Raw genomic sequence first — 13,673 nt, forward strand, 5'->3', positions numbered from 1 at the left:
CACACGTAGCGTTCTTAGCAATATGTAGGATGTGCACGTGGCATACATATTGCATTAACATTGTTACATGGTTATGCAGTAGCGATTTTACTGAATCTAAGTAATTCTTTTTTGGGGGCATTATGTCATCGGATCTACTTAATGTAGGTACACAAAGCGTCTTGACAGCTCAGCGGCAACTAAACACCACCGGTCACAACATTTCCAATGCGAATACCGAGGGTTACAACCGCCAGTCTGTGATGCAAGCTGTTAATGCCCCTAAGCAATATGGGGGGCAAACCTATGGCATGGGTGTTCATGTGGAAAATGTTCGCCGCTCTTGGGATCAATTTGCCGTCAATGAGCTCAATCTCACCACGACAGAATTTGCTAATAAACTGGATACCGAAGAAAGCTTGGATAACATTACCAACATGCTGTCTTCAGTGGCTTCAAAGAAAATCCCAGAAAACATCAACGAATGGTTTGATTCGTTAAAAACGCTGGCGGATTCACCCAACGACATGGGTGCTAGAAAAGTACTGTTAGAAAAATCGCAACTGATCACACAAAACTTAAATCACTTCCATTCAGTCGTGCGTACAGAAAAAGAAAACATCAACAAGAAGATGCAAAATGCCGTTGAGCATATGAACTCATTGGCCATTGAAATTCGCGATGTACATCGTTTAATGATGCGTACGCCGGGACCACATAACGACTTCCGAGACGAACATGAGCGTCTGATTAATGAGTTGGCTCAATACACCAAAGTAACGGTAACCCCTCGTAAAAACAACGAAGGTTTTAACGTACATATTGGCAATGGACACACTTTGGTCTCTGGGACAGAAGCGAGTCAGTTAACTCTTTTACCGGGTCAACCCGATCCACAACAGCTTCGTATTGGAATGGTTGAGGGGAAAGGGGTAAAAGCCATTAAGCATGATGGTTTAAACGGTAAGCTGTCGGCGTTTTTAAAAGCTCGCGATGAATCCATTCCTAATGTCATGAGTGAACTTGGACGTATTGCTACGGCTATGTCTTTCGGCGTCAATAAGCTTCAATCACAAGGTTTAGACTTACGTGGTGACATAGGTAAAAACGTATTTACAGATGTTAACTCTGCTGAAATGTTGAAGTCACGTGTGATTACTTCGACAGATTCAAAAGCCGATATCGGTGTTTATATTGAAGATATTTCTCAGCTCAGTAGTGGCGAATATTCGGTTAAATACGATGGTTCTAGTTATCGTGTAACGAAACCAAGCGGTGAGAGTATTACCGTTTCCGGTAGCGTATTTGCTAATGGTTTTATTTTGGATGGCATGAGAATCAATGTAAATAATGCGCCAGAAGATGGAGAGCGTTTTCTCATTCGCCCCACCGAAAGTTCAGCCTCTTTAATCAAGGTGGAAATGAACGATCCTGCCAAAATTGCCGCTCAAAGTTACGAAAGTTCTTACACTGATGCGCTGGGCACTGCCAAATTCAATATTCTTCAAGCAGGTAATCTAAGAGAGTTTCAAATCGTTGTTTCTCCAACTGGTGATCAGTTTGCCGTATTGGATATGCAAGGGCAGGTGGTAATGCAACCTCAAGCTTATCCTCCGTCTGGTCCTGTTACCGTCGATGGAACAATATTCGAATTGACGGGTGGGGCAAATGCAAACGACAAATTTGCGGCAAATCTTGTCCCTTCTGAAGGCGACAACGGCAACTTGCTTAAAATGCAGAATATCCAAACGGATAAGGTGATGAATGATGGCAACACAACAGTATTGGGTATTTATAAGGACCTAAATACTGATGTCGGTTTGAAAACATCCACCGCCACGCGACTTGCTGATATTGCCAAACTAGAAAATGAAGCGGCAAAAGAACGTATTGCTTCCATCTCAGGGGTTAACTTAGATGAAGAAGCAGCAAACATGATGAAGTTTCAACAAGCTTACATGGCATCTTCGCGAATCATGCAAACAGCGAATGATACGTTTAACACTATTTTGGCACTGAGATAGGAGGAAGCTAGATGATTAATAGAATAGCCAGTTTCCACAACTATCAAACAGTGCAGAATGACCTTCAGCGTCAAGAGCTGAAAGTTCACAACAACCACGCCCAATTGGCATCGGGTAAAAAATTGCTGAACGCTGCAGATAATCCATTAGCTGCGCACTATGTACAAGGTATAACCCAGCAGACAGAAGAATTACGTCAGTACATGGATTCTATTGTGCTGATTCGTAACCGTCTTGAACACCAAGAGGTGATCATTGCCAATGCCGAGCAACATGCTGATGATGCTAAGCGTTCAGTTATGGAAATGATTAATGGTGCTCTTTCTCCTGAAGATCGTGCAGCGAAAGCACGTGAACTGGAAGAAATGGCGCTAAATATGCTCAATCTTGTTAATACTCAAGACGAGTCTGGTAACTACATATTTGCTGGGACCAAACCGAAAAACCAACCGTTTTTTAAAGATCACAGTGGGGATGTCTCTTATGTTGGGGATACCTATCACCGTAATATGAAAATTGCGAATGGTCTTGAAATTTCGGTGAGCGATCCGGGTAACAAAGTCTTCATGGAAATTGATAACCCTATAGGCGACTACGATCCACAGTATAACCTTCAGGTCGCGTCTGAATTGCTTGTCGAAAGTGCAACGAATTATGACGCCTCTGACACTTCCAATTACAACATTACGTTTGTTGATATGGGAGATGGGAGTTTTGGTTATCAACTAGAAAAAGACGGGTCTGTTGTTAAGTCGGATACCTACGATCATAAAGTGGGCATCCAGCATGAAGATTTGCAAATTCGATTCAAAGGTCGAATTACCCCTGGAGACAGTATTGCTTTCGAGCCTAAGAAAACATTCAGCATTTTTGAGACTTTTCAAAAAGCACAAGAATATTCTCAACGTTCGGTTGCAGATTCAAACGGTACGGCAGAACTCCACCAAGTAACGGAAGAGTTCCATAAGGCCTTTGTTCACATCAATACGGTTCGTACCGATTTGGGCTCGCGCTTAAATACGCTGGACATTCAGGAACAACAGCATGATGACTTCAAGCTTTCTATGGCGAAGTCTAAAAGCAATTTTGAAGATCTTGATTATGCTCAGGCAGTAATCGAGTTCAACGAAAATTCATTAGCATTAAAAGCATCCCAACAAGCTTTCGGTAAAGTGAAAGACTTGACCCTGTTTAATTACATTTAAACTCTGTTCGCAAACTTATGCCTTATGCGCTCTGCCTTAAGTGCCCAGTTTGCCCCTTAGAGGAAAAGGTAAAAGATTGCCGCTAAAGCCATTTGGTGCGGTAAACAGTCGTAAAGGGATTCACTACTTCAGTGTTGATATAATGATTTTTAAGATGAAAAGAAAGATCGTGAATTTAGTTTTAATCTAACTTATTAAAAAATAGGGTAAATAAAATTTAATTCACATTGATGGTAAGGTTGTTGAAAAGTTGGCACACAAGTTGAATGTATTAATGTAACGAAACAACTTAGGTGCAGTTAGAAGTTCACCGTTAATAAGTTGGACTTCTAAAAGTAACTTTCGGTCAGTGCTTATCCAATAAAGTATTAACTGACCGGTTCGCAGAGAAAGCGAACTCAACAGGAGAGCAAACTATGGCTGTAACAGTGAGCACTAACGTTTCCGCAATGACGGCACAACGTTACCTAAATAAGTCGACCAACGACCTTAACACATCGATGGAGCGTCTATCGTCAGGGCACAAAATCAATAGTGCAAAAGATGATGCAGCTGGCTTGCAAATCTCCAACCGATTGACAGCACAGTCTCGTGGTCTAGATGTAGCGATGAGAAACGCTAACGATGGTATCTCGATTGCTCAAACCGCAGAAGGTGCGATGAACGAATCAACCAATGTTCTGCAACGTATGCGAGACCTTGCGATTCAGTCTGCCAATGGTTCGAACTCCGATGCAGACCGCAGAGCTATCAACGAAGAAGCGATTGCGCTGCAGGATGAACTTAACCGTATTGCTGAAACCACATCATTTGGTGGGCGTCGACTACTTAATGGCTCATTTGGTGATGCTGCATTCCAGATTGGTGCTAACTCCGGTGAAGCGATGATCATGGCACTGACAAGTATTCGGGCTGATGATACACGAATGGGCGGCAGCACCTTTGTTGCACCACCAGAAAGTGCCAAAGGCACAGATTGGGGGGTTCCTGCGGACAAATTAGATATCAAGTTTGAGTTCACAACAAAGGCTGGTGAAGCACAAGTTATCGAGATATCAGCGAATGCTGGTGACGATATCGAAGAACTGGCGACATACATTAACGGTCAGTCGGACATGATTAATGCCTCGGTCAGTGAAAACGGTCAAATGCAGGTATTTGTCGCTGAGCCACACTTAGAAGGTGACTTGACCATCTCTGGTACGTTAGCTGGTGAAGTTGGACTGACAGGTGGGCCTGGCTTACAAACTACGGTTCAAGATTTAGATCTTAGAACAGTGGCGGGCTCTCAAAACGCAATTAGCGTAGTGGATGCTGCACTCAAATATATTGATAGCCAACGTGCTGATTTAGGTGCGAAACAGAACCGACTCAGTCACAGTATCAATAACTTAGCGAACGTACGTGAGAATGTGGATGCTTCCAACAGCCGTATCAAAGATACAGACTGGGCGAAAGAAACCACAGAACTTACGAAATCACAGATTTTGCAACAGGCAGGTACTTCCATTCTTGCTCAAGCAAAACAGTTGCCAAACTCAGCAATGCAATTACTTCAATAGTAATGCACGTCATCGCCTGGACAGACGTGGACTGGCGAATGGCGAAGCTAAGTTAGCAAGCGCGGAAGGTACAAAAAACAGGACGCTCTCTCATCTCTCACCTGCGGAATGTTTATTAATTTGTATTGGATGCACCTGGCTAGTTAGGGATATGTTTCATTTCTCTGATCTCCGCATGACTCTGACTAGTAACAGCCCCGGTTCTCTCAAAGGAAAAGGGGCTTTTTTCTTGCCTGAAGAAAATTATTCCTTCACTTTTTAGCCTCATAAATACAAATGGATTTATGAAACAAAGATTCTAGTCTGAGTATCGCTTAGATGACCTTATAGTATTTCTAGTCTATTGATTTCCCTATCGAGCTTATCTGGGAGAATTAATTGCTTGAAATAGGTAGTTATTTGGATTGATGCAACCAAGCGAATTCAGACGAAGGTAATGGTAAAAGTGCTCACTGGTAAAAGTGTAATATTGAAGTGAAAACAAAAAACGCTGCCCGAGGGCAGCGTTTTTAAAGCGATGGTATAACTAAGAAGATTACTTAGTTACACGAAGTACTGTCGTTTCACCAACAGATACCGCGCCAGAAAGTTTGTTCAGCTCTTTGATTTCGTCCATGTTAGAAATAACAACAGGCGTTAGAGTTGATTTCGCTTTCTCTTCTAGAAGTGCAAGATCGAATTCGATAACAGTATCACCAGCTTTTACTGTTTGACCTTCTTCAGCGATGCGAGTGAAGCCTTCACCTTTCAGTTCAACAGTATCAATACCGAAGTGTACAAACAGCTCTACGCCGTCGTCAGACTCGATAGAGAATGCGTGGTTAGTTTCAAAGATTTTACCGATAGTACCGTTTACTGGAGCAACCATCTTGTCGCCAGATGGTTTGATTGCGATACCGTCACCAACGATTTTTTCAGCGAATACTACATCTGGCACGTCTTCGATGTTTACGATTTCGCCAGATAGAGGTGCGATGATTTCAATTGCACCAGCGTCAGCACTGTCGTCAGAAACCAGCTTCTTCAGTTTGTCAAACAGACCCATGTCATGCTCCTAAACGTTAATTTTATTCTGTTGAATTATATTAGCAGTTTGTTTTTTCTGCGATAAATTTTTCTACGTGTGCTTCAATCTCTGCAGCTGTTGGCATTTGAAGAGCTTCTTCTGCCATAGCTTTAACTTCTTCGAAGTTCGCGTTACGAATCACTTTCTTCACTTTTGGAATAGAGATACCGCTCATGCTGAATTCATCTAGACCCATGCCCAGAAGAAGAAGCGTGGCGCGTTCGTCACCAGCAAGCTCACCACACATACCAGTCCACTTACCTTCTGCATGAGAAGCGTCAATCACTTGCTTGATTACTGTTAATACAGCAGGTGATAGTGGGTTGTATAGATGAGAGATTAACTCATTACCACGGTCTACTGCTAGAGTATACTGAGTTAAGTCGTTAGTACCAATACTAAAGAATGATACTTCTTTCGCTAAGTGGTGAGCAATTGCCGCTGCTGCTGGTGTTTCAACCATTACACCGATTTCGATGTTTTCGTCGAACGCTAGACCTTCAGAGCGCAGTTCCACTTTGTATTCTTCAATTGCCGCTTTAAGCTCGCGAATTTCTTCAACAGAAATGATCATTGGGAACATGATGCGTAGCTTACCGTGAGCAGAAGCACGTAGAATGCCACGTAGCTGGTCACGTAGGATTTCACGGCGGTCCAAGCTGATACGAACTGCACGCCAACCTAGGAATGGGTTCATTTCTTTTGGTAGATCCATGTATGGCAGATCTTTATCGCCACCGATATCCATTGTACGGATGATTACGGATTCACCATGCATCGCTTCCGCGACGTCTTTGTAAGCTTGGTACTGCTCTTCTTCAGTCGGAAGCGCATCACGATCCATAAACAGGAATTCTGTGCGGTACAGACCAACACCTTCACCGCCGTTGCGGTTGATGCCATCACAGTCTTTTACTGTACCGATGTTGCCGCAAACTTCGACGTTGTGTCCGTCTAAAGTTGTTGCTGGCAGATCTTTTAGCTTTGCAAGCTCTTCTTTTTCCGCTAGGAAAGCATCACGGATTGATTGTGCTTCAGACATTTCAGCGTCTGTAGGATTTACGATAACTTTGTTGTTCATCGCATCCAGAATCAGCATGTCGCCGTTTTTAATTTGCTTGGTGATGTCGTTCGTACCAACAATCGCTGGAAGCTCAAGAGAACGAGCCATGATAGATGTGTGTGATGTACGACCACCGATGTCACAAGCGAAACCAAGAACGTAATCTAGATTGATTTGCGCAGTCTCTGATGGAGTCAGATCGTATGCAACAAGAATAACTTCTTCATCAATATCACTTAGAGAGACGATGTTGATACCAAGTGCATTTTTAACAAAACGCGAACCAATGTCACGGATGTCTGTCGCACGTTCTTTTAGGTATTCATCATCTAGTGACTCAAGGGCAGTGGCTTGCTCTTCAATCACAGAGTAAATAGCGTTGTCTGCTGAAAGCTTATCGTTTTTGATCAGTGCTAAAATTTCTTCTTCTAGCTCTTCATCTTCAAGAAGCATGATGTGACCTTCGAAGATCGCTTCTTTCTCTTCACCGAATGTTTCAAGTGCTTTCTGCTTGATAATTTCAAGTTGGTGGGAAGATTTGTTACGAGCGTCGTAAAAGCATTGTACTTCTGCTTCTACTTGATCGTCGGTGATGGTGTTTGTGTTTAGGACAATTTCATCTTCTTGAAGAAGCAGTGCTTTGCCAAAAGCAATACCAGGAGATGCCAGGATGCCTGAAATCATAGCCTTACCTTAAGTTGGTCAACAATAAACGGGAAAATGTTTGACTAAAATGCTAACGAGTAGTTGTAGCGTAAAAAGACTTCATATTCAAATAAAGCCATTTTGTGTTAACAAAATGGCTTTAATAAGATCTTTCTAATTAGTGAAGTTGGTCCATAAGAGCAACTAGGTGGTCTACTGCGTTTTGAGCTTGTGGGCCTTCAGCAGAGATAGTAACAACAGTACCTTTCACCAAACCTAGAGTTTGCAATTTGAACAGACTCTTTGCACTTGCACTTTTACCGTTAGAAGTAACAGTGATGTCAGCATCAAAGCCTTTTGCTTCTTTAACGAACTGAGCCGCTGGACGAGTGTGAAGACCGTTTTCTGCAGTGATTTCTACTTGCTTCTGATACATGTGATATACCCCAATTGATTTATTTTTGTGTCTGTAGTCGGCAGCGTGTTGAGTATTCATAACCAGTGCTAGTCCAGAGGATATGAAACCGCAAAACCGATATCAGTGTTTTCAACTCGCTTTGCTTGTATTCATATGATACCGCAAAGTTGAGTGATTCTTTAGTTAGTGCGCTTCTTTTATTTTGAAGCGAAAAATAAAACTGAGGTGATATTACCAAAGGTGAGGCAGGGATCAACAAAAAAGCCCCTTAACGGGGCTTTTTTAGACTAAAAATTGATTTCAACACAGTTTTATTACGTCTTTATTGCTGGTTTTCTTTCTCTGTGAATAGACCTGCAAATAGTGCTGTGCTGAGGTAACGCTCACCAGAGCTCGGAAGAACCGTTACGATAGTTTTCCCTGCAAATTCAGGTAGTTCTGCAACACGATTTGCTGCAACAACTGCGGCACCAGAAGAAATACCAGCTAGGATACCTTCCTCTTCCATTAGGCGACGAGCCATCTCAATCGCTTCTTCTGAAGTAACGGACTCTACACGGTCAATTAATTCTAGATCTAAGTTGCCAGGGATGAATCCAGCACCGATACCTTGAATTTTGTGAGGAGCAGGTTGAATTTCTTCGCCCGCAAGTGCCTGGGCAATTACTGGAGATTCTGCTGGTTCAACTGCAACTGTGGTGATGGCTTTACCTTTTTCACCTTTAATGAAACGGCTAGTACCTGTTAGCGTGCCACCAGTACCTACACCAGATACAAATACATCAATCTCGCCGTCGGTTGCTTCCCAAAGCTCTGGTCCAGTTGTTTTTTCATGGATTGCTGGGTTAGCTGGGTTATTAAACTGCTGAAGAAGCAGGTATTTCTCAGGGTTGCTAGCAACAATTTCTTCAGCTTTAGCAATAGCACCTTTCATACCTTTGGCCGCTTCAGTTAGCTCAAGGTTTGCACCCAAAGCTTTAAGCAGTTTACGGCGCTCAAGACTCATTGACTCAGGCATAGTAAGAGTCAGTTTGTAACCACGAGCTGCTGCTACGAATGCAAGAGCGACACCTGTGTTACCACTCGTAGGCTCTACAAGCTCAACACCAGCTTTTAGAGTGCCAGCTTTTTCAGCTTCCCAGATCATGTTTGCGCCAATACGGCATTTAACACTGAAGCTTGGGTTACGTGCTTCAATTTTCGCTAGAACGTTGCCTTTACTTACGCGGTTAAGACGAACAAGTGGAGTGTTACCAATAGCTTGCGAGTTATCTTCGTAGATTTTGCTCATGTTGATGTTCCTTCATTACACGGGGTAGGGTGCACAATGCACTCTGTGTTTATACTGATTAAGCATAAAGTGCTAATAATCAACCGAAAAAGAATAAATGGTTATAACTTATAGGGTGGATACGATATGCAATAATCCAATTCTTTGATTGTGGAAATGGTCAAGCCAAGTAACAAAAAGGCTGACGAGTGTCAGCCTTAATAATTGCAGAAATCATTATCTCACATACTGTAGACGGTATTTATCAACCCACATTGCAGTAGCACCACAAACTGCTACTGGCATCACAAACAGGTTGAGAATGGGAATCATAGTAAACACAGTCACCATAAACCCGAAGCCATAAGAAGCGGATTGATTTTGTTTCAAATCGTTTCTCATGTCCTGAAAGGAGACTTTATGGTTATCGAATGGGTAATCACAATATTGTATTGCCATCATCCAAGCAGAAAATAGGAACCAAAGTATCGGCCCTATGGTCTGACCTAACGCCGGGATAAGCAGTAAAATGAAAAGTCCGAGTGCTTTTGGCAAGTAGTACATCAGCTTTCGCCACTCACGCCCTAGAATACGTGGGACATCTTTGAGTAGTGAAAGTACCGATTGATCACTAAGTTTCTTTCCTGTCAGCTTTGCTTCAAGCTGTTCAGCGAGTAAACCGTTAAATGGTGCGGCAACGAAATTTGCAATGGTGCTAAACAAATAGGTAAAGGTGGCCAGTATTGCAAGTGCTAGCAAAGGCCAAAGCAGATACGATAACCATGAAAGCATATCTGGCAAGTAGCCAAGCCAAGCATCAATCCATTGATTCAGGTTTGAAAACAGTAAATAGATGGCTCCACCAATTAATAAAATATTTACTAGAAGAGGCAAAATCACAAAACGTCTGATACCGGGCTGAAATGCGAGCTCAAACCCGTGAAAAAAGTATCCGATGCCACTTCGATTGTTTGTTGTCATAAATTTGATCTTCCTAGATTGCTCTATCAGGGATTCTAACGTATACCCAAGTAACCTCAAGGAGTTAGCTTGAAAGGTTTTGTTCATGTTTAGATTATAAGTCTGACTCGAACGTTTGATGTAACTTGGTATAAAATACGTTATATGAATAGAAGCTGAATTTTATTCATGCCTTATATTTACAGCAAAATAAAATAAAAGCGTGCAGAAGGTCACGCGATGCTTGTTAGCGTCTACATATATTTATTCAAATTTCTCAGAGACTTTTGGTAAAGTAACACACATAAATGATAAATAAGCTGCAGCTTGAACACTTATTCAGCGATGCAGAGAACAGAGAGTGAAAAATGCAGGAATTGCGACTAGTACTTATCATCGTAGGCTTACTTGCCATTGCCGCTTTGCTATTCCACGGTTTATGGACAAGTAAAAAAGAAGGTAAAGCCAAGTTTGGTAATAAGCCTCATCGTAAGCTCGGAAATGCAGAGCAAGAAGAAGAGCCTGATTATGCCGCGACTCGTGCGTTTGCTCCAGAAGATGATTTCGAGATTATTCGCAAGCCACGCAAAGAGCCTGAATTTAACAGCGACGATACCGAAAAAGACACGCCATCTTTTGACCCACTCGTCGACAGCGATGAGCCCTTACCGTCTTTTTCATCCATCGATGATAACGATGTTGCAGCAAAATCTGATGTGGAAGAACCTTTAGAGCCTTCTGAAGTCATGGTTTCGGAATCTAGCAAAGACGCCGAGTCTAATGCTCAGGAAGAGGAATTTGTCCAAGTTACAGAAACCGAAGCTAAAACCCAAGAGCAAGCTAATAAAGAAGTAGAGCCAGAGAAAGAAATGGAAGTACTGGTTTTAAACGTTCACTGCGCTGGCGAAACGCCTTTTGTTGGAACAAGCCTGTTTGAAAGCATGAAACAGAATGGTTTGCTTTACGGAGAAATGGATATCTTCCACCGTCATGCGGATATGTCTGGAACAGGGAAGGTTTTGTTTAGTGTCGCGAACATGATGCAACCTGGTACTCTGGCACATGATGATCCAGCAACGTTCGAGACTAAGGGGATCTCCTTCTTTATGACCCTGCCATGTTTTGGTGAAGCAGATCAAAATTTTAAATTGATGTTGAAAACGGCTCAGCAAATTGCGGATGACTTGGGTGGGAATGTCCTAGATGATCAGCGCAATTTAATGACACCTGATAGGCTGGATGCATACCGCAAACAGGTCCGTGATTTTTACGACAGCTAGTGTTGTAATTCACGAGTAACAGATAGAATAAAACAATCAGGGCTCACATAGAGCCCTTTTTACTGAGCAAGACAGAGCAAGTTATGACTAAGAAGACTGAGCAGCTTTACTCCGAATTGAAGCAAACCCTTCACCACTATGCTGTAAAATATTATGTGGAAGATAACCCAGAAGTACCTGATGCTGAATATGATCGGTTGATGCGGCAACTGCAGGAGATTGAGGGCGAGCACCCTGAGTGGGTGACGGTCGATTCCCCAAGCCAGAGAGTGGGTGGAGCCGCATTAGATAGCTTTACCTCTGTCGCTCATGAAATCCCAATGCTTTCTCTTGATAATGCGTTTGACGACGCTGAAATACAAGGGTTCTATCGCCGAGCGAAAGAGCGAGCGGTTGGTTCTGATTTTTCCACATTCAGTTGTGAGCCCAAGCTAGATGGCTTAGCCGTTAGTTTATTGTATGAAAATGGTTTGCTTGTTCAGGCGGCTACTCGTGGGGATGGCGCGACGGGTGAAAACATCACAGAGAATGTTCGTACAATTAATTCAATCCCCCTTGTGCTTCAAGGAGATGATTGGCCAACACGCATTGAAGTTCGCGGTGAGGTGTTTATGCCAAAAGCGGGTTTCGACAAAATGAACGAGCAAGCAATCAAAAAAGGTATGAAACCCTTTGTAAACCCGCGCAATGCAGCCGCAGGCAGCCTACGTCAACTCGATTCCAAAATTACAGCTACTCGCCCACTCAGCTTTTATGCATACAGTGTAGGCGTTGTTGAAGAAGGCACTCTTTCTGAAAGTCATTACGAACGCTTCCTCCAATTAAAATCTTGGGGCTTACCCATGTGCCCTGAAACCCGAAAAGTTGAAGGTTTAGAGAATGTTTTCGATTTCTATCGGAATATTCAAACAATACGTGACGACCTTCCTTATGAGATAGATGGCGTCGTTATCAAAATCGATGATATTGCCATTCAAGAGGAGTTGGGTTTTGTTGCTAGAGCACCGAGATGGGCTATCGCCTACAAGTTTCCAGCGCAGGAAGAAATCACGATATTGAATGATGTCGAATTTCAGGTTGGGCGAACTGGGGCTATTACACCGGTTGCCAAGTTAGAACCCGTATTTGTTGGCGGTGTAACAGTAAGTAATGCCACTTTACATAACGCAGATGAAATTGAGCGTTTAGGCGTTAAAGTCGGAGACAGTGTCATTATTCGACGTGCAGGGGATGTGATCCCTCAAGTAACAGGCGTAGTGATGGATCGTCGCCCAGCGAATGCCTCTGAAATTGTCTACCCAACAGCGTGTCCTGTGTGTTCTTCCGAAGTTGAGCGTCTTGAGGGGGAAGCGGTAACTCGTTGCACGGGCGGATTGATTTGTCAGGCGCAAAGGAAAGAAGCATTAAAGCATTTTGTTTCGCGTAAGGCGCTCGACGTCGATGGGTTAGGCGTGAAAGTTATCGAGCAACTGGTCGATAGAGAAATGGTCGAAACACCCGCTGACCTTTTTAAACTGACTGCAGGTGTTATTACTGTTCTAGACAGAATGGGCCCCAAATCTGCACAAAACGTAGTCGATGCTTTGAATAAATCGAAAGAAACGACACTTCCTAGGTTTTTGTATTCGCTTGGGATTCGTGAAGTGGGTGAAGCGACTGCGGCTAACTTGGCTAGCCATTTCAAAACTTTAGAGGCCATTCAAGCTGCTTCAAAAGAACAGCTTATTGAAGTCAATGATGTAGGGGAAATCGTAGCAACTCACCTCAAGCATTTTTTTGAGTCGGCAACGAACTTAGATGTTATTGCTAAATTGCGGGAACACGGTGTTCATTGGAATGATGTAACAGACCAATCGAGTAGCCAACCTCAAGTGCTTGAAGGAAAAACAGTCGTTATTACAGGAAGCTTCTCTCGCTTGAATCGCAACGATGCAAAAGCAGCACTTCAAGCGTTAGGTGCAAAGGTGACAGGGAGTGTTTCTAAAAAGACAGATATCTTATTTGCGGGTGAAGCGGCGGGCTCTAAATTGGCCAAAGCGCAAGAACTGAGCATTGAAATCCAAGATGAGGAAAGCCTAGCAGAGTTGCTTGGTTTGTAGCCTAAAAAGAGTTCAATCATAGAATAAGGCGAGCCAATGAGCTCGCTTTTGTTTTCTACTTTAAAAAGCTTCACGCAGTGGTGACGTTGTTACGATTAGATT

General features: G+C 42.9%; 10 protein-coding genes. 5 read left to right on the forward strand and 5 right to left on the reverse strand.

The window, feature by feature from the left end; genetic code table 11:
• Window positions 1–122: 122 nt before the first annotated feature.
• The 3 genes from flgK to VPNCDNU1_RS03930 all read left to right on the forward strand — a co-directional run bounded on the left by flgK (window position 123) and on the right by VPNCDNU1_RS03930 (window position 4,770).
• A complete protein-coding gene (flgK, locus tag VPNCDNU1_RS03920; RefSeq protein WP_104399153.1) occupies window positions 123–2,003 on the forward strand; it encodes a flagellar hook-associated protein FlgK in 1,881 nt (626 codons plus the stop codon).
• 11 nt (window positions 2,004–2,014) lie between these two features.
• Entirely contained in the window at window positions 2,015–3,208 is a 1,194-nt protein-coding gene (gene flgL, locus VPNCDNU1_RS03925) for a flagellar hook-associated protein FlgL (protein WP_104399154.1), read from the forward strand.
• 416 nt (window positions 3,209–3,624) lie between these two features.
• Window positions 3,625–4,770 (forward strand): flagellin, encoded by a 1,146-nt coding sequence (locus VPNCDNU1_RS03930; protein ID WP_104399155.1) that lies wholly within the window; start codon window positions 3,625–3,627, stop codon window positions 4,768–4,770.
• Window positions 4,771–5,305: 535 nt separating this feature from the next.
• Here VPNCDNU1_RS03930 and crr read toward each other — a convergent pair.
• The 5 genes from crr to cysZ all read right to left on the reverse strand — a co-directional run bounded on the left by crr (window position 5,306) and on the right by cysZ (window position 10,213).
• A complete protein-coding gene (gene crr, locus VPNCDNU1_RS03935) occupies window positions 5,306–5,815 on the reverse strand; it encodes a PTS glucose transporter subunit IIA (protein WP_101113477.1) in 510 nt (169 codons plus the stop codon).
• A gap of 40 nt (window positions 5,816–5,855) precedes the next feature.
• Window positions 5,856–7,583 (reverse strand): phosphoenolpyruvate-protein phosphotransferase PtsI, encoded by a 1,728-nt coding sequence (gene ptsI, locus VPNCDNU1_RS03940; RefSeq protein WP_104399156.1) that lies wholly within the window; start codon window positions 7,581–7,583, stop codon window positions 5,856–5,858.
• A gap of 139 nt (window positions 7,584–7,722) precedes the next feature.
• Entirely contained in the window at window positions 7,723–7,980 is a 258-nt protein-coding gene (locus VPNCDNU1_RS03945) for an HPr family phosphocarrier protein (protein ID WP_101113636.1), read from the reverse strand.
• Window positions 7,981–8,284: 304 nt separating this feature from the next.
• On the reverse strand, window positions 8,285–9,253 hold the full coding sequence (cysK, locus tag VPNCDNU1_RS03950; RefSeq protein ID WP_104399157.1) for a cysteine synthase A: 969 nt from the start codon (window positions 9,251–9,253) through the stop codon (window positions 8,285–8,287).
• Window positions 9,254–9,469: 216 nt separating this feature from the next.
• The gene (cysZ, locus tag VPNCDNU1_RS03955) at window positions 9,470–10,213 is read right to left on the reverse strand and encodes a sulfate transporter CysZ (RefSeq protein WP_104399158.1); all 744 of its coding nucleotides are present in this window, start codon (window positions 10,211–10,213) and stop codon (window positions 9,470–9,472) included.
• Window positions 10,214–10,560: 347 nt separating this feature from the next.
• Between cysZ and zipA the strand changes: the two genes are divergently transcribed.
• Entirely contained in the window at window positions 10,561–11,472 is a 912-nt protein-coding gene (gene zipA / locus VPNCDNU1_RS03960; RefSeq protein ID WP_104399159.1) for a cell division protein ZipA, read from the forward strand.
• 83 nt (window positions 11,473–11,555) lie between these two features.
• On the forward strand, window positions 11,556–13,571 hold the full coding sequence (gene ligA / locus VPNCDNU1_RS03965) for an NAD-dependent DNA ligase LigA (protein WP_104399160.1): 2,016 nt from the start codon (window positions 11,556–11,558) through the stop codon (window positions 13,569–13,571).
• The last annotated feature ends 102 nt before the right edge of the window (window positions 13,572–13,673 follow it).

Source organism: Vibrio penaeicida (genome assembly GCF_002933855.1).
Taxonomy (GTDB): domain Bacteria; phylum Pseudomonadota; class Gammaproteobacteria; order Enterobacterales; family Vibrionaceae; genus Vibrio; species Vibrio penaeicida_A.

Bases quoted from the DNA above. Each gene is read 5' to 3' on its own strand.
- flgK (WP_104399153.1), top strand. From the start codon at position 123: ATGTCATCGGATCTACTTAATGTAGGTACACAAAGCGTCTTGACAGCT.
- flgL (WP_104399154.1), top strand. From the start codon at position 2,015: ATGATTAATAGAATAGCCAGTTTCCACAACTATCAAACAGTGCAGAAT.
- VPNCDNU1_RS03930 (WP_104399155.1), top strand. From the start codon at position 3,625: ATGGCTGTAACAGTGAGCACTAACGTTTCCGCAATGACGGCACAACGT.
- crr (WP_101113477.1), bottom strand. From the start codon at position 5,815: ATGGGTCTGTTTGACAAACTGAAGAAGCTGGTTTCTGACGACAGTGCT.
- ptsI (WP_104399156.1), bottom strand. From the start codon at position 7,583: ATGATTTCAGGCATCCTGGCATCTCCTGGTATTGCTTTTGGCAAAGCA.
- VPNCDNU1_RS03945 (WP_101113636.1), bottom strand. From the start codon at position 7,980: ATGTATCAGAAGCAAGTAGAAATCACTGCAGAAAACGGTCTTCACACT.
- cysK (WP_104399157.1), bottom strand. From the start codon at position 9,253: ATGAGCAAAATCTACGAAGATAACTCGCAAGCTATTGGTAACACTCCA.
- cysZ (WP_104399158.1), bottom strand. From the start codon at position 10,213: ATGACAACAAACAATCGAAGTGGCATCGGATACTTTTTTCACGGGTTT.
- zipA (WP_104399159.1), top strand. From the start codon at position 10,561: ATGCAGGAATTGCGACTAGTACTTATCATCGTAGGCTTACTTGCCATT.
- ligA (WP_104399160.1), top strand. From the start codon at position 11,556: ATGACTAAGAAGACTGAGCAGCTTTACTCCGAATTGAAGCAAACCCTT.